Annotated in this window: 22 protein-coding genes; 15 read left to right on the forward strand and 7 right to left on the reverse strand. The window is 64.9% G+C overall.

Annotated features, from left to right (window positions below; genetic code table 11):
* Positions 1–240 precede the first annotated feature (240 nt).
* The 4 genes from AC56PL_RS11000 to AC56PL_RS11015 all read left to right on the forward strand — a co-directional run bounded on the left by AC56PL_RS11000 (position 241) and on the right by AC56PL_RS11015 (position 3,725).
* Positions 241–798 carry a peptidase gene (locus AC56PL_RS11000; RefSeq protein WP_495513733.1) on the forward strand — a complete coding sequence of 186 codons (558 nt, stop codon included), beginning with the start codon at positions 241–243 and terminating at the stop codon, positions 796–798.
* A gap of 181 nt (positions 799–979) precedes the next feature.
* Complete coding sequence (locus AC56PL_RS11005; RefSeq protein WP_495513734.1) at positions 980–1,708, forward strand: TMEM165/GDT1 family protein; 729 nt, start codon at positions 980–982, stop codon at positions 1,706–1,708.
* Positions 1,709–1,772: 64 nt separating this feature from the next.
* Complete coding sequence (locus tag AC56PL_RS11010) at positions 1,773–2,534, forward strand: SDR family NAD(P)-dependent oxidoreductase (RefSeq protein WP_495513735.1); 762 nt, start codon at positions 1,773–1,775, stop codon at positions 2,532–2,534.
* Positions 2,535–2,705: 171 nt separating this feature from the next.
* Positions 2,706–3,725: a zinc-dependent alcohol dehydrogenase family protein gene (locus tag AC56PL_RS11015; protein ID WP_497153838.1), complete on the forward strand. Its 1,020-nt coding sequence runs from the start codon at positions 2,706–2,708 to the stop codon at positions 3,723–3,725.
* 79 nt (positions 3,726–3,804) lie between these two features.
* Here the strand turns inward: AC56PL_RS11015 and AC56PL_RS11020 are convergent, their stop codons facing one another.
* Genes AC56PL_RS11020 through AC56PL_RS11030 form a run of 3 tightly spaced genes read right to left on the reverse strand, consistent with a single transcriptional unit; the run spans position 3,805 to position 6,025 of the window.
* On the reverse strand, positions 3,805–4,941 hold the full coding sequence (locus AC56PL_RS11020) for an MAB_1171c family putative transporter (RefSeq protein ID WP_497153839.1): 1,137 nt from the start codon (positions 4,939–4,941) through the stop codon (positions 3,805–3,807).
* A complete protein-coding gene (locus AC56PL_RS11025) occupies positions 4,932–5,459 on the reverse strand; it encodes a hypothetical protein (RefSeq protein ID WP_495513738.1) in 528 nt (175 codons plus the stop codon). The genes AC56PL_RS11020 and AC56PL_RS11025 overlap by 10 nt, the downstream gene beginning before the upstream one ends.
* Positions 5,460–5,491: 32 nt before the next feature.
* A complete protein-coding gene (locus tag AC56PL_RS11030) occupies positions 5,492–6,025 on the reverse strand; it encodes a helix-turn-helix domain-containing protein (protein WP_495513739.1) in 534 nt (177 codons plus the stop codon).
* Positions 6,026–6,293: 268 nt separating this feature from the next.
* Here AC56PL_RS11030 and AC56PL_RS11035 point away from each other — a divergent pair, with 268 nt between their 5' ends.
* A complete protein-coding gene (locus AC56PL_RS11035) occupies positions 6,294–7,106 on the forward strand; it encodes a hypothetical protein (RefSeq protein ID WP_497153840.1) in 813 nt (270 codons plus the stop codon).
* Between the two features lie 37 nt (positions 7,107–7,143).
* Here AC56PL_RS11035 and AC56PL_RS11040 read toward each other — a convergent pair whose 3' ends face one another.
* A complete protein-coding gene (locus AC56PL_RS11040; RefSeq protein WP_497153841.1) occupies positions 7,144–8,781 on the reverse strand; it encodes a TM0106 family RecB-like putative nuclease in 1,638 nt (545 codons plus the stop codon).
* Positions 8,782–8,923: 142 nt separating this feature from the next.
* Here AC56PL_RS11040 and AC56PL_RS11045 point away from each other — a divergent pair, with 142 nt between their 5' ends.
* The 6 genes from AC56PL_RS11045 (at position 8,924) to AC56PL_RS11070 (ending at position 12,956) form a co-directional block, all read left to right on the forward strand.
* The gene (locus tag AC56PL_RS11045; protein WP_495513742.1) at positions 8,924–9,619 is read left to right on the forward strand and encodes a DUF6474 family protein; all 696 of its coding nucleotides are present in this window, start codon (positions 8,924–8,926) and stop codon (positions 9,617–9,619) included.
* A gap of 110 nt (positions 9,620–9,729) precedes the next feature.
* On the forward strand, positions 9,730–10,101 hold the full coding sequence (locus AC56PL_RS11050; RefSeq protein WP_495513743.1) for a hypothetical protein: 372 nt from the start codon (positions 9,730–9,732) through the stop codon (positions 10,099–10,101).
* A gap of 73 nt (positions 10,102–10,174) precedes the next feature.
* On the forward strand, positions 10,175–10,861 hold the full coding sequence (locus tag AC56PL_RS11055; protein ID WP_497153842.1) for a YcnI family copper-binding membrane protein: 687 nt from the start codon (positions 10,175–10,177) through the stop codon (positions 10,859–10,861).
* Entirely contained in the window at positions 10,858–11,370 is a 513-nt protein-coding gene (locus AC56PL_RS11060; protein ID WP_497153843.1) for a copper resistance CopC family protein, read from the forward strand. The genes AC56PL_RS11055 and AC56PL_RS11060 overlap by 4 nt, the downstream gene beginning before the upstream one ends.
* A gap of 4 nt (positions 11,371–11,374) precedes the next feature.
* A complete protein-coding gene (locus tag AC56PL_RS11065; protein ID WP_495513746.1) occupies positions 11,375–12,298 on the forward strand; it encodes a CopD family protein in 924 nt (307 codons plus the stop codon).
* A gap of 112 nt (positions 12,299–12,410) precedes the next feature.
* Complete coding sequence (locus tag AC56PL_RS11070; protein ID WP_497153844.1) at positions 12,411–12,956, forward strand: hypothetical protein; 546 nt, start codon at positions 12,411–12,413, stop codon at positions 12,954–12,956.
* 34 nt (positions 12,957–12,990) lie between these two features.
* On the opposite strand, the gene AC56PL_RS11075 is transcribed toward AC56PL_RS11070, so the two are convergent.
* From AC56PL_RS11075 to AC56PL_RS11085, 3 genes are read right to left on the reverse strand one after another with little or no spacing between them, the layout of a single operon-like run.
* Positions 12,991–14,544: a succinic semialdehyde dehydrogenase gene (locus AC56PL_RS11075; RefSeq protein ID WP_497153845.1), complete on the reverse strand. Its 1,554-nt coding sequence runs from the start codon at positions 14,542–14,544 to the stop codon at positions 12,991–12,993.
* Positions 14,545–14,555: 11 nt separating this feature from the next.
* Positions 14,556–15,044 carry a ribonuclease E activity regulator RraA gene (gene rraA, locus AC56PL_RS11080; RefSeq protein WP_495513749.1) on the reverse strand — a complete coding sequence of 163 codons (489 nt, stop codon included), beginning with the start codon at positions 15,042–15,044 and terminating at the stop codon, positions 14,556–14,558.
* A 49-nt stretch (positions 15,045–15,093) separates the two neighbouring features.
* Positions 15,094–15,315: an RNA-binding S4 domain-containing protein gene (locus AC56PL_RS11085; protein ID WP_495513750.1), complete on the reverse strand. Its 222-nt coding sequence runs from the start codon at positions 15,313–15,315 to the stop codon at positions 15,094–15,096.
* A gap of 63 nt (positions 15,316–15,378) precedes the next feature.
* Between AC56PL_RS11085 and lysX the strand changes: the two genes are divergently transcribed.
* Genes lysX through AC56PL_RS11105 form a run of 4 tightly spaced genes read left to right on the forward strand, consistent with a single transcriptional unit; the run spans position 15,379 to position 21,643 of the window.
* Entirely contained in the window at positions 15,379–18,729 is a 3,351-nt protein-coding gene (gene lysX, locus AC56PL_RS11090; RefSeq protein ID WP_497153846.1) for a bifunctional lysylphosphatidylglycerol synthetase/lysine--tRNA ligase LysX, read from the forward strand.
* A gap of 17 nt (positions 18,730–18,746) precedes the next feature.
* Positions 18,747–19,481: a hypothetical protein gene (locus tag AC56PL_RS11095; RefSeq protein ID WP_497153847.1), complete on the forward strand. Its 735-nt coding sequence runs from the start codon at positions 18,747–18,749 to the stop codon at positions 19,479–19,481.
* A gap of 12 nt (positions 19,482–19,493) precedes the next feature.
* Positions 19,494–20,213: a response regulator transcription factor gene (locus tag AC56PL_RS11100; protein ID WP_497153848.1), complete on the forward strand. Its 720-nt coding sequence runs from the start codon at positions 19,494–19,496 to the stop codon at positions 20,211–20,213.
* A complete protein-coding gene (locus AC56PL_RS11105; protein WP_497153849.1) occupies positions 20,210–21,643 on the forward strand; it encodes a sensor histidine kinase in 1,434 nt (477 codons plus the stop codon). Before AC56PL_RS11100 ends, AC56PL_RS11105 begins: the two co-directional genes overlap by 4 nt.
* Positions 21,644–21,788: the final 145 nt, after the last annotated feature.

A 21,788-nucleotide genomic window follows, 5' to 3' on the forward strand; every position in this document is an offset into this window, starting at 1 on the left:
TTCTACTCGAACGGCGATCTCCCCCAGCCGGGGGATGGTCGCCGTTTGGCGTCCCCGGGCGACACTTCTCCGCAACCTGCTGTTTTGGCAGTCGAGTCGGCTTGTGTGCCAACCGTTTACCGGGCATGCTTCCAGTACAGCTCCGCAAAACCGACAGCTCCGCAACACCGCGATATGCATCGCGAACCGGTCAAAGGCGACCCAAGCAGTGACATTCACTTCCGGCAACAGGAGGTCACCATGAACGAGGACGCCACCGGCCACCATGCACCGCGGTCCGGACTGAAACCGATCGGCCTCACGCCCTTTCATCAGGAGGGTGAACTGCGTGGCATCCTGATCTCCGGCCGCTGGCCGGATACCACCCTGGAATGGACACAGACGCTGGTCGCCTCGGTCCGCATCGCGTGCCGGCCCGGATTCCTTCGGACCACGACCGTTTTCAGCGTCATCGAAGATCGGCCCGAAGCCTGCGATCCGGACACGGTCGGCCTGATGCTCGCGGTGGGTAGCGTCTTCGACAACAGCTTCGCCGAATCCGGGCACTTCACGACTCCGCCGCCTGCACTGCTGATGCTCCATCCGCCCTCGGAGACCAAGCCGTCCCTGCCGGAATGTTCCGACGTCGCGTCGGGTTGTGTGCTGCTTCCGGGTCTCCCTGAACTCGGACTCGATCATCGCGCGGGCTGGGCCGAGGCAGAGGCCGACGGGACCGTCGTCATGATGCGAAATCAGATCGGTGTCGATCTCGGTACCGACCCCGACACCGCGGTTCTCGCGATGTTGCTCGCCGCCTGAGTAACCCCGGATCAAGAAGTCCGCGCACGTCAGGACCCACGCGGAGGTCCGTGCCGGGAAACACGGGTTAGGGAAACCTAAGTTTCGGGTAGCCTAACTTTCAAAAAAGGGCACCCTACCTGCATGAATACGGGTGAACAATCACTTGCGCAAATATGAGAATGCCGTTTACGTTGGCTAAGTGATTACCGCATTCCTGGTCAGCTTCGGCGTGATCTTCGTGGCCGAACTCGGCGACAAGTCCCAGCTGATGGCGATGACCTATGCGCTGAAGTACCGCTGGTGGGTGGTGCTCGCGGGCATCACCATCGCGACAACCCTTGTGCACGCGGTGTCGGTCGGGGTCGGCCATTTCCTTGGTTTGTCCATCCCCTCCGATCTGCTCACGATCGTCGGCGGCCTGGCGATGCTGGTCTTCGGCTTCTGGACCGTCCGCGGCGACAGCCTCGACGACGACGAATCGGTCAAGGCCGACCGTGTCACCAAGTCCGTGTTGTTCGCCGTGATCGCATCATTCTTCCTCGCCGAACTCGGCGACAAGACGATGCTCGCGACCATCACCCTCTCGACCGACAAGAACTGGCTCGGCGTGTGGATCGGATCGACCATCGGCATGGTCGCCGCCGACGCCCTGGCGATCGGCGTCGGTGCGATGCTGGGCCGTCGCCTGCCGGAGAAGACGATCGCCATCGGCGCCGCGGCACTCTTCTTCGTGTTCGCCGCCTGGCTGACCATCGACGGTCTGATCAGCGCCGACGATCTCACCATCACCATCGCGACGATCAGCCTGGTCGCGATCATCACAGTGGTCGGCGTCTGGTTGATCAAGGCCCGCCGCGAGGAAGCCGCGGAGTTGGCCCGAGGCAACCAGGGAGCAGCCGACCGGGCTGCCACGAAAGTCTCTGACTAGGGTGTATAGACGCGGGGTCTAGGACGTTCCCCGTGGACACTCATCGAAGGGACGGCATCAAGTCGTGGAGATCTCAGGATCAGCAGTATTGGTCACCGGTGGAGCCTCAGGTCTGGGCGCAGCCACCGCCAAGCGTTTCGCCGATGCGGGCGCGGTTGTCTTCGGGCTGGATCTGCAGCCGTCTATCGACAAGGCCGAGCCGGTAGAGGGTGTCACCCTCCTGGCCGCTGACGTCACCAGCGAAGCCGACGTCGAAGCCGCTCTCGACACCATCGCAGAGTCCGGTGCCCCGCTGCGGGTTGCCGTCAACTGCGCCGGTGTCGGCTGGGCCAGCCGCATCCTGACCAAAAAAGGTCCGCACGAGCTCGAACTCTTCCGCAAGATCATCGAGATCAACCTGCTCGGCACGTTCAACGTGATGCGCCTGGCCGCCAACCGCATGCAGAGCCAGGAGCCGGTCGACGAAAACGACCAGCGCGGCGTCATCATCAACACCGCATCCGTGGCAGCCTTCGAAGGCCAGATCGGCCAGATCGCCTACACCGCCTCCAAGGGTGGCGTGCACGCGATGACCATCACCGCGGCCCGCGACCTCGCCCAGGTGGGTGTCCGGGTGTGCACCATCGCTCCCGGCACGATCAACACCCCGATGCTCGACGGCATCACCCCGGAATTCAAGAAGACCCTGGAAGCGGGCATCCCGTTCCCGAAGCGTCTCGGCGATCCGCAGGACTACGCCAAGCTCGCGGCATTCATCGTCGACCACGACTACCTGAACGGCGAGACCATCCGGATGGATGGCGCGCTGCGGATGGCTCCGCGCTAGCCACCACCTCAGATCAACAGCAGGAGCCGGGTCCTTCACAGGGCCCGGCTTTCTGTGTTTTCCCGACCGGGCCCCGGAGGCCATCATGGGCGCGAAATCTTTCTTGAGGGACTCCCCCCGCCCACCGGATGCTGGTTGTGTGGAGATACACCCCCGATCGAGGAGATAGCCATGCGTGGAGTCATTCTGAACCAGCCCGGTGATGTACAGGTCGAAGAACGTCCTGACCCGGTGGTCGTCGAGCCGACCGACGCGATCATTCGTCTCGCGGCGACCTGCGTCTGCGGATCGGACCTGTGGCCCTACCGCGGCGATGACCCCGCCGATCACATGCCCATGGGGCATGAGTACGTCGGTACGGTCACGCACATCGGCGACTCGGTGGAGGATCTTTCGGTCGGCGATTTCGTCGTCGGGTCATTCTTCGCCTCGGACAACACCTGCGAGATCTGCCGCGCCGGCTACCAATCCCGGTGCGTGAACGCAATCCCCATCGGCGCGATCGGCACCCAAGCCGAGTACGCCCGCATCCCGCTTGCCGACGGAACACTCGTCGCCACACCCGGTCAACCCGACCCGGATCTGGTCCCGTCGCTACTCGCGGCCTCCGACGTCCTGGGCACCGGATGGTTCGGTGCCGTCGCCGCCGAGGCCGGACCGGGTAAAACCGTCGCGGTTGTCGGTGACGGCGCCGTCGGCCTGCTCGCAGTCCTGGCTGCCAAAGAGCTCGGCGCAGATCGGATCATCGCCATGAGCCGTCACGCCGACCGCCAGGCCCTGGCCCGGGAATTCGGCGCCACCGACATCGTCGAAGAGCGCGGGGACGACGGCGTCGCGAAGATCAAGGAACTCACCGGCGGTCTGGGCGCACACTCGGTCGTCGAGGCGGTGGGCACACAACAATCGATGATGCAGGCCATCGGCTCCACCCGTCCCGGAGGCCACGTCGGGTACGTCGGCGTCTCCCACGACGTCGAACTCCCCGGACTGGATTTGTTCTTCGCCGAGATCCATCTGCACGGCGGACCGGCACCGGTGCGCCGATTCCTACCCGAACTGATCGACCTCATCTGGAACCGCACCATCGACCCCGGCAAGGTCTTCGATCTCACCTTGCCGCTCGAACAGGCCGCCGAAGGTTACCGAGCCATGAGCGAACGCCGGGCCACCAAGGTCTTGCTGACCGTCTGACGCGGAATCGATCGCGGCGAATGAAAATCCCAGTCCGACAACACATTCACCAGTGGAATCGCGTTCGGCGAATACCGGGCTAGGCCGCCCGATGTCGTACCCGGGCGGTTCCGGGAGCCACGCGATCCAACTCCCGCGAGAGTCGTCGTAGCGGCCTGGCATCGGAGTCGAGGTCGTCGGCCGCCCCGGCGAGCACCTCACGAACGGCACCGGACGAACCGCCGGCCTCCCGGTAGGTGTCGACGGCAGTGCGTATGGCGTCGGCCTGATCGGAGATGGGCCGACTGTCGAAGTCTTCCGGCAGGTACGGACTCAGTTGCACAACCGCGTCCCGGATCTCGATGACCCGACGTTGGTACAACAGGTTGATCGAGCCCTCGACGTGCTCGCCGGTTCGCGGCGGCAGGACCACCTCGGGTATCGCAGAAGTGGTCAGGGTCCAGAGCGTTTCGAGTTCTCGATGGTGACGTCGATGGCGGATGTCGTGGCGCAGCGTCATCCACCGCGCCCGCACCATCGGGTAGGAGATCCCGGCAAGGAAGAACACCGCACCCACCGCCGAGATCAGGCCGGCGATCGTCAGCAGCACCGGAAGATTGAACAGATCCAGACCGGCCGACACCACAAAGACCGTCTGGATGAACGCGCCGGCGCCGACCATCGTCAAACCCGCCAGCAGGACGATCAGCGAGTGCCGCAGATAGCCTTCCGCCACGCCCACGTAGCGCGCGATCGACACCACACAGGCGCCGAGTGCGTAGACGAGATAGCAGCCGGCGATGACGAAGAACAACGCAAAACCGATGTGCTGGACTGTCCACTCCGACACGACCCTGGTCCGCACCGGGGTCGGGGTCGCCAGCATCGCGACGTTGAGCCCGATCATTGCGACAACCAGTGGCACCGCTTCCATTCCGGCGCGGCGCCGACGACCGCTCTCCGCGGTCCCGAAGAAGAAGACGACCACCAGTGCGGCCACCCCGACGGCCGACAGGCAGTAGAACAACACCCGGCCGGCCCCGGTGAAAAGAGCCGAATCGAGCCACTCGCGCACCTGCGTGTTGGTGTCGACAAATGCCAACGTCATCGCGGCGACGGCCACCGTCAACGCAAGTGGTTGGAGGCCGGCACGCTCTCGCCGGATCTGATCGATGCGCCAGCACAGCGCGACGGCGAAGATCGCCAACGCGGCAGCGTTGACAACACCTACAACCATCCCGAATGCCCCCCGAGCACGCTCTGAATACCGCGCAATCCCCCATGTCTAGCCGATCGTCCGACGCCTTGCACAGCCTTCGCCGCCCATTCCCTGATGATCGTGGCCAGCATCTCGGCTTCCCACTCACGCTCATCGGAGTAACAGGTACGGCTCAGGGCATCCTGAAGGGGTTGTCCGTCGCCACCAGTGGACGACAGAGCACCACCGGCCAGCACCGAGGGATCAGAACCGAGGATCTGATGACCGGCGATCAGGTGCCCGAACTCGTGGACGACGATCTGATCGCGGTGAAGTTTGGTGGTGCTGGCCTGGTAGAAGAAGTAGTCGGCGTCCTCGGCCATCATCCAGACACCGTTCGGCATCCCGACCGGAAGCGGGTGCGCGATGATCTTGATGGCCCGCCCACGCTTCTCGCCGTACAACCGACACAGCTGTTCGGCGTCGAGCGGCAGATCGAGCAACAGATCGGCCAGCTCGCGGCGACACAGCGTCCGCAGAGCTCTTTCGGACCGCATGACCCCGTACGGTACCGCCCCCGGTTCAAAACCTAGTCGGCGGCTTCATGCCTCTCGACAACGCGCAGTCCCGAGTGGCCGTGGCCGAGTTCGGGTTCCGAGGACTTCAACAGATCCGGCGGATCTGCGGGCAGACCCTGCTGGACGCGCAGCACCTTGATCAGTTCGTTGACGACCGTCACCGAATCACTCGACAAGCCGGCGAGACGGAACGCCGCCAACTGCACGTTGGTGTCGGCCTGCAGTCGCATGAGGTCGATCTGGTCGCGGGTGCGCTGGGCAGCGCGGTCTTCGAGGAAATAGTGGACGTCCACACCGAACGCCGCCGATATGCCCTCGACCGTGCGGAAGGAAGGCGACTTCGCCTTACCGGACCGCAGTTGACTCAAGTACGACTCTCCGAGTCGGAATCCGAGTTCGGTCGACCGATTGGCGATGGCTTTGGCGCTGTAGGCGCGACCGTTGGGCCCGGGTACGGTCCGAAACAGCTCTTCGAGTCGCCGGGCGAACAAACCCGGGTCGAACGTGGTCGTCTCTGGATCTACCGGTTCCACATTCTCAGTCATTCCATGCTCCACACGCATCAAGGTGTCCCTCTGTGAGGCCGATCGCCGCAGCACGAACGGCTAGCAGTTCGGAAAATTCACTACGCCGTATGCCCTGTTTGCCATATGGTAGCTTACTGCAAATTAGCTGCCAATCAGGTTCAGGCGCTCCGGGGGATGCATGATTTTTCCGGTTTGGGCGGAGTCGACGCTGACTTGCCCACCTGAATAAACCGTGTACAGGCGAAAATTTCAATAGCTGATTTGCGGAAGCCAACCTGGAGGACGGATGCCGAAGCATCGCGCGCGCCGTGTGAGCACCCTGCGGTGGTCGGCATTTCTCGGAATGTGCGCTCTTCTCATCGGCGGTATTTCCCTGCTGGTGACCAATTCCGCGGCTTCCGCGCACTGCAATCCGGCATGGTCGAACTGCGGGCATCAACCCTCGCCAACCCGGATCACAAACGAAACCGGTCCGCCAAGCGAGACCGAACCATCCGCCGGCACCGAGGTGCCCGTCGATCCGGGGACGACGCATCCGAGCACCCCGACAACGCAGACCCGGCCTCCGGCCCCGACCTACAACCCGCCGGCCGGCGGTGGCGCCACATCGACATCGTCCGACAGCAATTCGCTGCAGACCTCGACCAGGCCCCCGGGACAGCTCCCGAAGCCGAGCACTCCGCCAACACCCGAACGCCAGGACGTCGGCATCGCCCCGCTCGCGCCGACCGGCGGTGGAACGGGAGGCGGTGGGACGGGAGGCGGCGAGACGGCAAGCGGCGTCGCCACCGGCGGTGGCGTTGCGGTCGAATCCATTCCGACGGTCGAACCCGCGACAGAGATCCCCGCCCCGACGGCACCCCGCCCGGATCCACAGCCACAGAATCCGGCCCCGACGACCGCCGCACCCGTGATCACCGCCATCGATCCGGTGACGACCTCCGCGCAATGCCTTCTGGGAACCACCGATTCGGGCGGCTGCATCGGCGCCGATACCGCACGCGATCTCGCGCCTGCGGGCCTGTTCGTCCTGGGGGCGCTCGCACTACTGGGAAGTGGCTCGTTCCTCGAATCACTGCGCGGCTCACTTCGGAGCTGACAAACCCACTGCCGCTCCGGATTCGCGGGCCCGGAAGTCAGCGATCGGACGCAGGGGCGGGCGCCGGTAGCTCCGACCCCAGCGGAATGTGCTGTGCTCCCCCACCATCCATCCACTCACGCAACGCCTTCGTGGCACGGACGTCGTCCTCGTTGTATTCGAGCAACCGCACGCGCTGGGTGTGGTCGACATCGTCACCGTCGAGTCCGACCGCCCGGCGATACCACTGCATCGATGCCTCTCCACCGGCCTCGTCGTCGCGCCACGTGAAGCCCGCATGGGGGGCAATTTTCTTGAGACCTTTTCCTTCGGGGCTCAGGAAATTGCGACTGACCGCCTCGTAGATATCGACCCAGTGTTCGGAGTTGATGAATGCGGTGACCTCGTCGCGCGTCGGAATACCCGGGTGTCCGGCAAATCGATCGGCGGAACCCAGCAGCCACCTGTTCTCGGCCTGCTGCGAATAGCAATATGCCGCGAATGATTTGCCATTTGCAATAGCTGTCTGTAGTTCCGTCATCAGCCACCCCCAGAACTCGGCGAAGGATCGCGCTTCGTCCACGGTCGGCAGCGGCGTCCAGGTGACAAACGGGATGTAGCGCACCGGGCGCGACGGATCGGTGTTGTCGGTCAGGAGCGTGCCCCACAGATATGCACCGTCGTCCTGATAGCTCTCCATGTCGATGTCGATCTCGACGTCGGCCCGCACCACCTCGACATCGGGCATCCGGCGAACCAATTTCACATCCGCCAGATAGGCCCGCGCCGAGAGGATCGGATCGTCCAGACTCGACAACCCTTCGGGAAGCGGTCCGTCGTACCCCGCGAGTTGGTCGATGGTCCGTACCCCGACCGTCGCGAGCATCTGGGTGAGATTCCCGTTGACCACCAGGCTCACGTCGTGGGCCTGCTCGAGTTCGGGCCCGCAGGCACTCCACCAGACGCAGTTACGGCACTCCCCGATCCGCGACGGGGCGGTTGAGACCTTGCCGCGTGCGATGCCCAGCCTGCGCCGCAGGAGGTCGTCGTAGCGCACCACGGCGTCGGTGAGGTCGTGGACCACCATCGCCGTGGGGTCCAGACCGATGACACCGCCGGTCGGGGTCGTCGCCGCCAAGCCCAATTTCTGCAGCATGCGATACAGATGCGCCAGGCGGGTGGTGTCGCGAGAGTTGCCACGAACCTTGCGGGTCTCGTCCACCGACGGCTGCCACGTCCACACCGGGCTGGTGACCGCACCGGCCCCCGGATCAAACGATTTGTGATTGACCACGATCACCGGCACATAACCCGTGTCGATTTGGATGAGCATTTCCGCCCAGCCCCGACGTCCGGATTCTGGATCGTCGGGCAGGGTTGCGCCCCAGATCCACTTGGCGCCCGCGTTCATCGCAGAGACGGTCGACTTCGCCCGTGCACGCGCCGTCCGGCCTGAAGAGACGTCGGCCCAGCGGTGCAACTCGGTGGCGTGTAGTCCGTGCAGCATGTCCCGGACACGCTCGCGGTGCGCGGCGGCCGCCTCTTTGCGCACCGCGACCGACGGGTCCTCAGGGACCGACTCCACCTTGGGATAGAGGGAATCGCGGGCGAGTCGATGCTCGCAGCCGCTCAGATCACGAGGACTGAGCAGCGGGGGTCTTTTCGGGCCAGATGGCACCGATGAACGAATTGCCATCCACATCATCCTCCCGTGTCCGTCAGCGGTGCATCCGCCGGACCCACGCTATGTAATGCTTGTACCGCAACTGCACGACAATTGTGCAAGCCGCCTGCGTTGGCGCCGGGGCGGGTGGTCACTACGAGAGGGTCTGAACCGTATGGGTCTGTTCAAGTCGGGACGCATCAAGCGGGCAGAGCGCAAAGCCCAGGCCAAGGCACTGAAGGCGAAGGCCAAACTCGAAGTGCGCCTCAAAGACAAATCCGGACGAAAGTTCGCCCAGGCCGAGCTCAAGCAACAGCGCAAGCTCGCCAAGAAGGCGCAGAAGTCCCGGTCGAAGTCCGAGAAGAATGCCGCCAAGCTCACCAAGGCGACCAACTCGACCAATCTGAAGATCGCCCAGGCGAACGCCAAGGCTGTTGCCGACGGCAAACTGCTCTCGCCCACTCGCGTAAAGCGTTACCTGTCTGTCGCGAAGGTCCTGTCCCCGGTGCTCGTGCCAGTGGCCTACCGCGCCGGCACCGCGGCCCGCGAGCAGATCAATCGCATCCAGGCCGATCGGGCCGGGGTGCCCATTGCCGAACTGAACAAATACAGCGGCCATGGCGCGGCGCTGTCCGCCCGGATCGCAGGCGCCAACGAGTCGCTGCAGGCCTTGGCCGCCAAGCACCCCGCGGACGCCGAGACCAAGACGTTCACGACGATCATGAATCAGCGCCTGTCGGATCTGTCGACCGCGGTCACCGCCGCCGAGACCATGCCTGCCGCGCGACGCCGTAGCGCCCACACGGCCATCTCGCGGGAACTCGAAGCCATCGACGCCGATCTGCTGGCCCGACTCGGAGTGCGCCCCTGACTCCTCTGGCGGTTGCTCTCACCGCACCGGCGCTGGCGGTCGCCGCCCACGGTGCGGCGTCGGGCCATCTCCCGGGCACCCCGGGGCTCCTCCTGCTGATCCTGCTCGGCGTGGCCGCCGGCGCCCTGAGCAGGCAGCTGACCACCGCGGCCGGACTCCTGGTCCTGCTGACCGGCACCCAGGTCGCCGCACACGTCTGCCTCACCGCGGCCGCCGAGCCGGCTGCGATGTCACACCAGAGCAACACCGGCGCGATGCTGATCACGCACCTCGTCGCAATTCCTTTGTGCGCCTTGCTGATTTCCGGCGCCGGCCGCCTGTATCAGGTGATCACCTCCGTCCTGCGGGCGCTCGAGTTCCTGATCGGCGTGCCGATCACGGACCGCAATCGACCAGGCGCGCAACAAACTCCGGCCCCTGAGCCACTGATCGCCCTGATCGCCCCCGGAGGCATCGGGGTTCGAGGTCCACCGGCGATCTGATTCCACTCGCCACATTCATCACCCGACATCGAGATCGGGTGATGACACCTCATCTCGACCAAAGGAATCACGCATGTCTTCATTCTCACGGCGGGCCCGGCTCATCGGCGCCGGCATCGCCACCACGGCACTCGTCGGGACCGGCACACTGCTCGGCGTCGGTTCGGCTTCGGCTCATGTGAGCGCCGTCGGCGAAAACCTCACCCAGGGCGGTTACGGCGTCGTCAATTTCCGGGTTCCGAACGAATCCGACACCGCCAACACCGTCTCGGTGAGGGTCACCCTGCCGAATCTGAAATCGGCTCGCACCGAGCCCATTCCGGGGTGGATCGCAGAAATCACCAAGGACGCCACCACCGAAGAAGCGACGTCCGTGACCTGGAGCGTGGTCGAGGGCAATCCGGGCATCGCGCCCGGTGAGTTCATGCAGTTCCCGCTGTCGGCCGGCCCCCTGCCCAAGCAGGAGACCGTCGAATTCCCGGCGGTGCAGACCTATTCCGACGGAGAGGTCGTCAACTGGGATCAGCCCACCGTCGAAGGTGAGCCCGAGCCCGACAAGCCGGCCCCGACCGTGACGCTGGGTGCAGAATCCGCCGACGGCCACGGCCACGGAGGTTCGGCCGATGGCGACAACGCACACTCCGATGACTCCGAGCATGAGGAAGACAACACCGCCCGCTGGCTCGGTGGTATCGGAATCGCGTTGGGCGCATTGGGTATCGGCATCGGCATCGGCGCAGTGCTGCGCTCACGCCGGTGAGGCGGGCGGGCCTGCTCCTCGGCGCGTTGATCCTCACGGTGCTGGCGGGTACCGCCACCGCGCCGGTCGCGTCGGCGCATGCAGCGTTGGTCAGCTCCGATCCCGCCGATGGCGCGTCGCTGGCGGTCGGGCCGTCGAGGGTGACACTGACCTTCAACGAACCGATGCAGGAGAGCTTTCCGAGCTTGACCGTGGTCGGGCCGGACGAGCACTACTGGCAGTCCGGCGAAGCCACGGTCACCGGCAGCACGATGAGTGCACCGGTCTCCGAGTTGGGGCCCGTGGGCGTGTACACCGTCAACTACCGCGTGACGTCGGCTGACGGCCACCCGGTGGAGGGCCGGCTGACGTTCACCCTGACCGCCGAAGGCCAGGGCACGCCCGGCGCCGCGGTCGACGATGGCGGTTCATCGTCATCGGGAGTCCCGGTGTGGCCGTTCATCGTCGGTGCGGTGGTGCTGTTTGCCGGCGGTCTGGCATTTGCGCTTCGACCGCAGCGCAAGAAGTAGACGCATGACTGCGGGTACGGCGCGGCGCGAGTGGTTGCTCGGTGCCGTACCCGCGGCGTGTGGTGGCGTGCTGCTGGCCGCGCTGGTGGCGCACCCGGCCGGACCCGAGCCCGAGGCGCTCGCCCAGGCGGTCGCCCTGGTGGCCGCCATGACCGTCCTCGGATTGACCGGCCTTCGGCTCCTCGGCGGCGACCCCACCGACCCCGCTGCCCTGCGGCTGATGTCCGTTGCCGCCGGTCTGTGGGCCGTCTCCGCACTGATCGCATCCTGGTTGCATGCCGCCGAGCGTGTCGGGCAGTCCGCCGCCGACATCGGTGTCCGCGACTTCGTGCGGGCCGGCGGCACCACCCCCGCCATCATCGGTGCCGGGTGCGCCGTCGGGATCTGTGTCGCGGCGATCGTCTGGATCCGCCGACCGAACCTCGTCGCACCGGAGGCCGCGGCAGCCGTGGCCGCCCTCGGTGTGGTCATCGAGCCGATCACGGGACATCTGCGACAACAGACCGGTGGTGCCGCGGCATTGGCGATCCATGTGCTCGCCGCCTCGTGGTGGTGCGGGGCCCTGATCGCGCTGGCCCTGACCGCCAGGGGCCGGAAGGCCTGGGCGCTGGGTCTTCCCAGATTTTCTCTGCAGGCACAGTGGTGTGTGCTCGCCCTGGTGTGCAGCGGTGTTGTTGCCGCGGTCCTGCAGCTCGACTCACTGCCGGCGCTCTGGACGACCGGGTACGGGCGGATTCTGATCGCGAAATCAACCGGTCTGGTGATCCTGCTGATGTCGGCCATTTATCTCCGCAAACGCTGGCTACCGGCAGCCGCCGGCCATCGACTTCCCGAAACCTCCTCTCTCCGTTTCGCCGTTGCCGAGGTACTGACCATGGCCGTGGTGATCGGTCTGGCCGCAGCCCTGGGGTCGACCGCACCCAACTGAGCCGACGGCGCTGCAGGCAGGCATGATTGTCAGCACGCACCCGCCGACGGAGCGGCGGCCCAGCCCCCGCTGAAACAACTGTTCGCCGATCCCGCGAAGGAGCGACGCCCGCATGGCAGACCCGGATCCACAGCCCGCATCCGAGCCGCAACCGGACGGTACGCCCGAGCACCCGTCGGTACCGAACCAGCCGGAGCCGAAGAAGACACCGGCGAAAAAGGCTCCTGCCAAGAAGTCCGCCGCCAAGAAGGCGCCTGCCGCAAAGGCCCCCGCCAAGAAGGTCCCGGCAAAGAAAGCACCCGCCAAGAAATCTGCGGCGAAAAAGGCAGGCCCCCAGAAACCGCCGGTCCGGCGCGGTCCCGACAAGCCCCGCAACACGGCCCCGCCGAAGTCGACCCCGGCCCAGGCGGTGGCCGCCAACGGACCGGCAGAACCGCCCGCAACGGTGCCGCCCACACCGGTCGCGCACACCGAGCCGCAGGCCGAACCGGTCGCTGTCCCCACCCCGGCACAACCGTCTCGGTTCACCGCCCTCAAGCAGACCGAACCGACCCCGCTGCCTGCCACCCGGTCCGGCGGAGGCAGACAGTTGGCGTGGCTGATCGCAGCGGTCCTGGCCGTCGCCGTCGTGCTGTTCCGCCGTCGTCGCCCCCGCTGAGAACCTCCAGTTGTGCCGGCCTGTCGCCGAGAGATCAGCGACCGGGCAACAACTTCAGTGACTTGATGAACGCCGGAACGATCCGCATGAACAGCGACCGCGGCACGCCTTTGATACCGCCGAGGCCGATGATGCGTTGCTCGGCAACGGTCTGCGGTTCGGTGTATTTCAGCAGTCCCTCGGCACCGTGACGACGTCCGACACCTGACTTACCCATGCCACCCATCGGGGCCGCAGTCGAGCCCCAGGCGGCCGCGTAACCCTCATTGATGTTGACGGTGCCTGCGCGTAGTTCTGCGGCAATCCTTCGCGCCTCTTCCGAGGAACCGGCAAAAACGCTTGCGTTCAAGCCGTATTCGGTGTCGTTGGCACGTTCGATCGCTTCGTCGACCGATTCGACCGGATAGAGCGAGACCAGCGGACCGAACGTCTCCTCGGCATAGCAATCCATGCCCTCTTCCACACCGGCCAACACCGTCGGCTCATAGAAGAACGGGCCAAGATCGGGACGTCGCCGACCACCGGCCAGGACGGTGGCCCCTTTGGCCTTGGCGTCTTCGACGTGCGATTCAATCGCGTCGACCTGCGCGGCGGACGCCAGCGATCCCATCTCGGTTGAGAAGTCGTAGGCATCACCGATGGACATCGCCGCAACCCGGCGTGCGAACTTGGCGGCGAAGTCGGGGGCTGCAGAGTTCTCGATGTAGATCCGTTCGATCGAGATGCAGAGCTGTCCCGAGTTGGAATACGACGCGCGCACCGCCCCCTCGACGGCCTTGTCGATGTCGGCGGTCTTGGTGATGATCATCGGGTTCTTGCCGCCGAGTTCGGCGGAGAATCCGATGAGCCGGCGACCGGCCTGCTCGGCGAGCTGTGCGCCGGTGGCCGAGGAACCGGTGAACATCAGATAGTCGGCGTGGGCCACGATCGCCTGGCCGACCACCGAACCCGATCCGGGTACCACGGCGAACAGCTCACGAGGCAGACCGGCGCGGTACAGCAGTTCGACCACCGCGAGTGCGCAGTACGGGGTCTGGCTGTCGGGCTTGAGGACCACCCCGTTGCCTGCCATCAGCGCCGCCAGTCCGTCGGACACCGCCAGCGTCATCGGGTAATTCCATGGCGAGATCACCCCGACCACACCTTTGGCCTGGTAGCGCACCCGGGTGTCGGTGACGATCGGGAGCATTCCCTTGACCCTGCCCGCAGCCAGCAGTTTCGGGCCGGTCTTGGCGTAGTGCCGGGCGGTCATCGCCACGTCCAGCACTTCTTCCTGGGCGTATCCGCGAGCTTTGCCGGTTTCGGCCTGCGCCATGTCGGCCAGGGCGTCGCGGTTCTTCATCACCAGGTCGGCAAAATCGGTCAGGATCTGTGCCCGGTCCCGCGGCCAGAGCTTCGACCAGTCCGCCTGCGCGATCCGTGCCTTCTCGAATGCGACGGTGACGTCGTCGGCAGTGCCCACCGGGATCGTCGTCATCTCGGTGCCACTGAACGCCTCGAGCACCGGCCGGGTCGGCCGCGCGTCGGCATCGTCGATCGCGACCAGCCCACGGAGCCGGTCAAAGGTGCTCTGATCAGGTTTCGCCATGATGCTGTCCCCTACTCCGCGGGTGCGACGAGGACGATGCCGTCATCATCGCTGTAGGCCAGGTCGCCCGGATTGAAGGTGACGCCACCGAGTTCGATCGGGACATCGCGCTCGCCGACGCCGCTCTTGGTCGACTTGCGGGGGTTGGTTCCGAGCGCCTTGACGCCGATGTCCATCGCCCCGATCATCTTCGAATCCCGGATGGCTCCGTTGATGATGATCCCCGACCATCCATTGCTGCGGCCGAGTTCGGCGATCACGTCGCCGACCAGCGCGGTGTGCAGCGAGTTCGCCCCGTCGATCACCAGGACGCCCCCGTTGCCGGGCTCGGAGAGGATCGATTTCAGGAGCGCGTTGTCCTGGAAACACTTGACCGTGGTGACAGGTCCGACGAACTCCCGGGTGCCGCCGAACTGCGTGAACTGGACATCACAGCTGCGGACATCCGGGCCGATCTCGTCGACGAGGTCGGCGGTTGCTACAAACGTCGTTTCGCTCATGTCCACCAGCCTAACGACACTTCCTACTGACGGGTAATAAAGGCACCGATCAGTCGGGCGCACCAACGGCGGCTTCGAAGCCGCCGATCTCAACGACGTCGCCGATGACAAGCTGACGCCCACGGCGGGTCTCGACTTCACCGTTGACACTGACCAGGCCGTCGGCGATCACCTCCTTGGCCTCGGCCCCGGATTCGATGAGATTGGCCAGTTTCAGGAACTGGCCCAGACGGATTGAGTCATCACGGATCGGAACTGTTTGTCGGCTCACGATCCAATCATCTCACCCGCACGTTAACGTTGTGACGGACCAGCTGCGGAAAGGCACCCACCTGTGAGCGTCGAAACACCCGAAACCATCTCCGAGACAAGCTCACCCATTGCCAGACCATCCAGATTGACACCGCCTGCGGGATGGTTCCGGAATGCTCCCCGGTACACCAGTTGGGTTGTCGGCGTTCTGGCCGGGATCTCCCTGATCAGCAGCCTTTCGTATCAGTTCCGCCGCCTCACCGAAGTACCGCGCGATTACATCGACAACTACATCGTCTCGGCGCCTGACACCAGCCTGGCATGGGCTCTTGTGCTGGCGCTCTTGGCTTTTGCGCTCGCCTCCCGCAAGCGCATCGCGTGGTGGCTGACCGTTGCCTACATCCTGCTGTTCGGTACGGCCAACGTTGTCTACCTGTTCGAACCGCTGGCATCCGAGAACGGCGTCAACGCCGTGGTCCGGCTCAACATCTTCATCGGCCTGGCGTTCCAGTTGCTGGCCCTGGTGTATCTCGTTGCCAGCTACCAGCAGTTCTACACAAAGGTCCGGCGCGGAGCGATCTGGCGCGCCCTGGGAGTTCTGGTCGCCGGCCTGGTCGCCGCATCGCTCATCGGCTGGGCACTCGTCGAGATCTGGCCGAACACACTCCCGCAGTCCCACCGTTTGCCGTACGCGATCAATCATGTTGTGACGTTTGGGTCCGTCGACATCTCGACCGACTACGACAAGTACCACTCGTATCAGCCGATCGACACCCTGCTCGGTGTTCTCGGGGCCCTTGCGCTGATCGCGGCCGCGCTGATCCTGTTCCGCTCACAGCGCTCCGACAACTCGATGACCCCGGACGACGAACGCCTGATCCGGCTGTTGATCGACGGATACAGCGGCGACGATTCACTGGCCCACTTCTCGACGCGGCACGACAAGGCAGTGGTGTTCGCCCCCAACGGATTGGCCGCGATCACCTACCGCGTCGAGGTCGGCACCGCGATGGCAGGCGGAGATCCCGTCGGCGACAAGAAGTATTGGCCGGACGCGATCGCAGAGTTCCTGAAGATCTGTGACAGGTACGGCTGGCATCCCGGAGCGATCGGGGTCAGTGTCACCGGCGCCGAACACTGGGATGCCGCAGGCCTCAAAACGCTCAACATCGGCGACGAGGCCATCATCCACGCCCGCGGCTACAACCTCAACGGACCTGACATGAAGGCGGTCCGGCAATCGGTGGCGCGCACCAAGCGTGCGGGCATCACCGTCCGGATCTGCCGTCACGAGGATCTGACGCCAGAACAGATGTCCACCATGATCGCTCGCGCCGATGCCTGGCGGGACACCGATGAGGAGCGCGGCTTCTCGATGGCGCTCGGCCGCCTCGGCGACCCCAAGGACGGGCGGTCGATCCTGGTCGAAGCCGTTCAGAATGCGGGGACCAACGACGAGAAGGTCGTCGGCATGTTGTCGTTCGTGCCCTGGGGCACGACCGGCGCCTCGCTCGATGTGATGCGGCGCGACCATGATTCAATCAACGGACTCACCGAGACGATGGTGACCGAATTCGCCGAGAACGCAGAGGCATTCGGGATCCTTTACATCTCGATGAACTTCGCGGCCTTCCGCACGGTCTTCGAAGAAGGCGGCACGATCGGTGCCGGCCCGGTCATGCGGGCGATGTACGGCGCGCTGACCTTTGCCTCGAAGTATGTGCAGATGGAGTCGCTCTACAAGTCGAACGCCAAGTACCAGCCCGAATGGGTGCCCCGTTTCCTCTGTTTCGAGGACGCCCGCACCGTGCCGCGCGTCGGCCTGGCGGCGGTGGTCAACGAAGGTTTTGTGAAGCTGCCCAAGTTCGACAGGGGCGGCGACTTCACGGGCGGCTCGTCGTCGGTCCCGCCGGGCGTGGATATCGAGCAGATCGCCAAACTGATCGAAAGTGAAGGCGAGAGAGAGCATCGCGGCCCGCGCCGGCCCGAGCAGGTCCGGGTGCGGCTGGCCAAGCTCGAAGAGCTCACCGCCGCCGGGATCGATCCGTACCCGCCTGCCTATCCGCCGACGCACACCATCGCGGAGGCCGTGGCCGCACCCGAGGGCACCACCGGCCGCATCGCGGGACGGGTCATCCGGATGCGCGACTTCGGCAAGGTGGTGTTCTGCGATGTGCGCGACTGGAGTGGCGACATGCAGGTCCTCGTGGATTCGGCTGCCCTCAAACCCGACACGCTGGACCTGGCCGGAACCGTCGATCTCGGCGACCTGATCGAGGTCAGCGGCACCGTCGGACGTAGCCGCAAGGGCGAGTTGTCGCTGCTCGCCAAGGACTGGCGGATGCTCGGCAAGTGCCTGCATCCGTTGCCGGACAAGTGGAGTGGACTGACCGATCCCGAAGCCCGGGTGCGCCAACGGTATGTGGACCTGACCGTCAATCCACGCGCCCGTGAACTGATGCGGGTCCACAGCGCGATCGTGAAGTCGATGCGCGACTTCCTTTCCGGCCGTGACTACCTGGAGGTCGAGACACCGATCCTGCAGCAGATCCACGGTGGCGCCAACGCGGCACCTTTCCGCACCCACATCAACGCCTACGATCTCGATCTCTACCTGCGCATCGCACCCGAGCTCTACCTCAAGCGGCTGTGTGTCGGCGGTATGGAGCGGGTGTTCGAGATGGGCCGCAACTTCCGCAACGAAGGTGTGGACTTCAAGCACAACCCGGAGTTCACCAGCCTCGAAGCCTATGAGGCACATAGTGATTACGACCGGATGTTGCATCTGACCCGGCAGATGATCCAGAACGCCGCGATCGCCGCACACGGCGAGCAGGTGGTCTACATCGAAGGCAAAGACGGGGAGGTCGAGAAGGTCGACATCTCCGGTGAGTGGCCGGTGAAGACCCTGCACGGCGCGGTGTCCGAGGCGATCGGCGAAGAGGTCACCCCGTACTCCGAGGTCGAGTACCTCAAAGAATTGTGCGACAAGCACGAGATCGCATACCGCAACGACTGGGACGCCGGCCAGGTGGCGCTCGAGATGTACGAGCACCTCGTCGAGGACCAGACCACGTTCCCGACGTTCTACAAGGACTTCCCGACGTCGGTGTCGCCGCTGACCCGTCAGCACCGGACCATTCCGGGTGTCACCGAACGCTGGGACCTGGTGGCCTGGGGTGTCGAATTGGGCACGGCCTACACCGAACTCACCGATCCGGTGGAGCAGCGCAAACGTCTCACCGAGCAGTCGTTGCTCGCGGCAGGCGGTGATCCCGAGGCGATGGAACTCGACGAGGACTTCTTGCAGGCCCTCGAACACGGGATGATGCCGACCGGCGGCCTTGGTATCGGTGTTGACCGGATCGTCATGCTCCTGACCGGGCAGTCGATCCGCGAGACGCTCGCGTTCCCTCTCGCGAAACCCAAGTAGAGCGGTTCGAACAAGTCGTGAATTGGTTTCACACACACATTGTCGAGACCGGCCGCTCTGCAGCACTGGCGGCCTTGATCGGCTTCATCATCGCGTATGGGATCACTCGGCGGGTGACGCTGTCGATCAAAGCCCGCAAGGACAACCCGGCCGGTGAGCGCGACTCGGGTCCGGTGAACGACATCTACATCGGTGGCGTCCACATCCACCACCAGGTGTGGGGCATCCTGCTGGTTCTCGTCGCCGCGCTGCTCGAATTCAGATTCCGGCCGGAGGCCCCATGGGTTGAGGTGCTCGCCGCCCTGTTCGGGATCGGGGCGGCACTGGCCCTCGACGAGTTCGCTCTGTGGTTACACCTCGAGGACGTCTATTGGTCCGAAGAGGGCCGCAAGTCCATCGACGCGGTGATGATCGCAGCCGTGGTGGGCCTGGCCATGCTGATCGCCACCTCCCCCATCGGCGAGAACGAACCGCACTCCAATGCCTTGGGCGGCACCCTGGTCGCGGTGGGCGTGGTGGTCCACCTGCTCTATACGGTCATCTGTTTGTTGAAGGGCAAGGTCGCCACCGGCCTGATCGGTTTGCCGGTACCACTCCTGGGGTTCTTCGGCTCGATCCGCCTGGCCCATCCCGACTCGTACTGGGCCAGGCGCTTCTATTCGCCGGCGAAGATCGATAGGGCCAGCCGCCGATACGGGAAGTACGTCGATCGACGGGACCAGATGCGCGACCTGGTAGGCGGACGCAGGTAGGCTCCGATCGCGATGGTCCGCAGCGATAAGACAGGCGATGATCAGGACCCGGCACCACGGGTCCTGATGATCGACGACGACCCGGAACTGACCGAGATCGTCACCTCATCGCTGGAGTTCAGCGGCTACCAGGTGACGTCCGCGCCCAATGGAACCGACGCCATGAAGGCTTTGGCCGAGTCGTTTGATGTGGTCATCCTCGACGTCATGCTGCCCGGCCTCGACGGTTTCGAAGTGGTGCAGTTGATTCGCAGCCGCGACGAACACACCCCGGTGTTGTTCCTCACCGCCCGGAGCGCGATCGAGGATCGGGTTCGCGGCCTTCGACTCGGCGGGGACGACTATCTGACGAAACCGTTCAGCATGGCCGAGTTACTTGCCCGGATAGACGCGTTGGTCCGCCGCGCCGGTTCGGCTGGTCTGCCTCAGGTTGTCTTACAGGTGGGCGATCTCCGAATGGATCGCAGCGCCCGGCGGCTGACCCGCGGCGGAACTCCGATCTCTTTGTCGGCCACCGAGTTCCGCTTGGTCGAGTATCTGATGGTGAACGCCGGACACGTCATGTCCAAATCCCAGATCATGGATCAGATCTGGGGCTACGATTTCGGGCGGGACGGGAACGTCGTCGAACGCTTCGTGTCCAACATCAGGCGCAAAATCGACAACTCCGAGCATCCCCGGCTCCTACACACGGTTCGCGGATTCGGATACACGTTGGACGCCTCTCGGTGAGCAGCCGTCGGACTCCGCGCACTCTCCGTTTCCGCCTCGGCGTGACCCTGGGACTGCTGACCGTTGTCATAACGCTCGTCGCGCCGCTGCTCAGCGTGGTCCTGGTCCGCGACTACCTCGAGGATCGCGCCGCCGCGCAACTGATCAATACGTCAGATCGCATCGAGGCCGCACTGTCAGCGGTCTCACCCATCGAGGTTCCGGCCCAGCAGGTGGCGGCCCTACTTCCTTCCCTTGCAGTATTCGTCGTCGTCGATTCCGCCGGACAAGGCCACATGATCGGATCGGCAGGCAGCGATGTCACGTCAGACGAACGAGCGATGTTCGTCCGCGCGACGGCCGACCTCCCGGTCGGCCAGGCAAAACGGATCACCGTGGGATCGGAGCATTTCGCCGTCACCCGTATTCCGGCGCCCGGGATCGTCATCGTCGACAACACGTCGACCGTGGAAGTCACAGATCTGATCATCGGCCTCGATCAACGCGACAACGATCTACTCGTCGAACGCCTGCTCTGGTATACCGTCGCCGGGGCGGTCGCGTCGATGATAGTGGTCGGCGGATTCGGCGCATACCTGTTGCGGCGCGGCTTACGGCCGTTGGAGGTGATGGCCGACGCTGCCGCCACCCCGTCGGGCGACGACATGCAGACGGTCGTGTCGCAGGTTGCCCGGTCGGACTCGGGCGCCGAGATCATCGCTCTGGCAACCGCATTCGAAGCAGCATTCGCCGCGCGCCAGGATGCTGAGGACCGCATGCGTAACTTTGTCGCGGACGCGTCCCATGAACTCCGGGCGCCGGTCACCACGATGAGTTCGTGGATCGATCACTATCTGCAGGGCGGGCTCACCAGTGCGGACGACATCGATCTGATGGTGGCCCGGCTCGAGGCGGAGACCGGGCGGATGCGCTTCCTGCTCGACGAGATGACCTTGCTGGCCCGCACCGATGCCGGAGTGCCGCTCGAGCTGACCCGGATGGATGTGGGCGATCTTGTCCGCGAAGTGGTTTCCGATGCCCGTGTCGTCACACCGGAACGAGAGATCTCTTTCCAGTGCACGGGTCCGGCCCGGATCCTGGGCGATCCGCATCGTCTCCGTCAGGTGTTCGGCAACATCATCGGCAATGCTCAGGAGCACACGCCTGCCGACCGGCCGATCAATGTCCTGGTGTCGGTAGGGGCCGATATCCGAGTTGAGGTACGCGACCACGGAGATGGGATCCGGCCCGAGCAGCTGGAGAACTTGTTCGACCGATTCTGGCGCGCAGAACCCGGCGGGGCACGGACACAAGGTCACTCGGGCCTGGGGCTCGCGATCGTCAAAGCAATCGTCGAGGCGCACAACGGAACGACCACGGTGACGTCCGAGCCCGGCGTGGGTACGGTCGTGACGGTGATTCTCCCCGCTGCCGATGAAACCGTCAGCTGATCGTCAGCTTCCGCGGTGGGTGACGGCGAGGTTGGCATGGTGTGCTCGCGTGTGCCGCGGAACAATCGGTGCCGCAGGTACCAGGCCGACGACAAGGACGACCGTTGCACCTCCCAGACCCTCTTGTCCGGCTGTGGCGAACCGG

Source organism: Williamsia sp. Y721, from assembly GCF_059683565.1.

Coding starts and splice junctions, on each gene's coding strand:
- AC56PL_RS11000 (WP_495513733.1), top strand. CDS start 241: ATGAACGAGGACGCCACCGGCCACCATGCACCGCGGTCCGGACTGAAA.
- AC56PL_RS11015 (WP_497153838.1), top strand. CDS start 2,706: ATGCGTGGAGTCATTCTGAACCAGCCCGGTGATGTACAGGTCGAAGAA.
- AC56PL_RS11020 (WP_497153839.1), bottom strand. CDS start 4,941: ATGGTTGTAGGTGTTGTCAACGCTGCCGCGTTGGCGATCTTCGCCGTC.
- AC56PL_RS11025 (WP_495513738.1), bottom strand. CDS start 5,459: ATGCGGTCCGAAAGAGCTCTGCGGACGCTGTGTCGCCGCGAGCTGGCC.
- AC56PL_RS11030 (WP_495513739.1), bottom strand. CDS start 6,025: ATGACTGAGAATGTGGAACCGGTAGATCCAGAGACGACCACGTTCGAC.
- AC56PL_RS11035 (WP_497153840.1), top strand. CDS start 6,294: ATGCCGAAGCATCGCGCGCGCCGTGTGAGCACCCTGCGGTGGTCGGCA.
- AC56PL_RS11040 (WP_497153841.1), bottom strand. CDS start 8,781: ATGGCAATTCGTTCATCGGTGCCATCTGGCCCGAAAAGACCCCCGCTG.
- AC56PL_RS11045 (WP_495513742.1), top strand. CDS start 8,924: ATGGGTCTGTTCAAGTCGGGACGCATCAAGCGGGCAGAGCGCAAAGCC.
- AC56PL_RS11055 (WP_497153842.1), top strand. CDS start 10,175: ATGTCTTCATTCTCACGGCGGGCCCGGCTCATCGGCGCCGGCATCGCC.
- AC56PL_RS11065 (WP_495513746.1), top strand. CDS start 11,375: ATGACTGCGGGTACGGCGCGGCGCGAGTGGTTGCTCGGTGCCGTACCC.
- AC56PL_RS11070 (WP_497153844.1), top strand. CDS start 12,411: ATGGCAGACCCGGATCCACAGCCCGCATCCGAGCCGCAACCGGACGGT.
- AC56PL_RS11075 (WP_497153845.1), bottom strand. CDS start 14,544: ATGGCGAAACCTGATCAGAGCACCTTTGACCGGCTCCGTGGGCTGGTC.
- rraA (WP_495513749.1), bottom strand. CDS start 15,044: ATGAGCGAAACGACGTTTGTAGCAACCGCCGACCTCGTCGACGAGATC.
- AC56PL_RS11100 (WP_497153848.1), top strand. CDS start 19,494: ATGGTCCGCAGCGATAAGACAGGCGATGATCAGGACCCGGCACCACGG.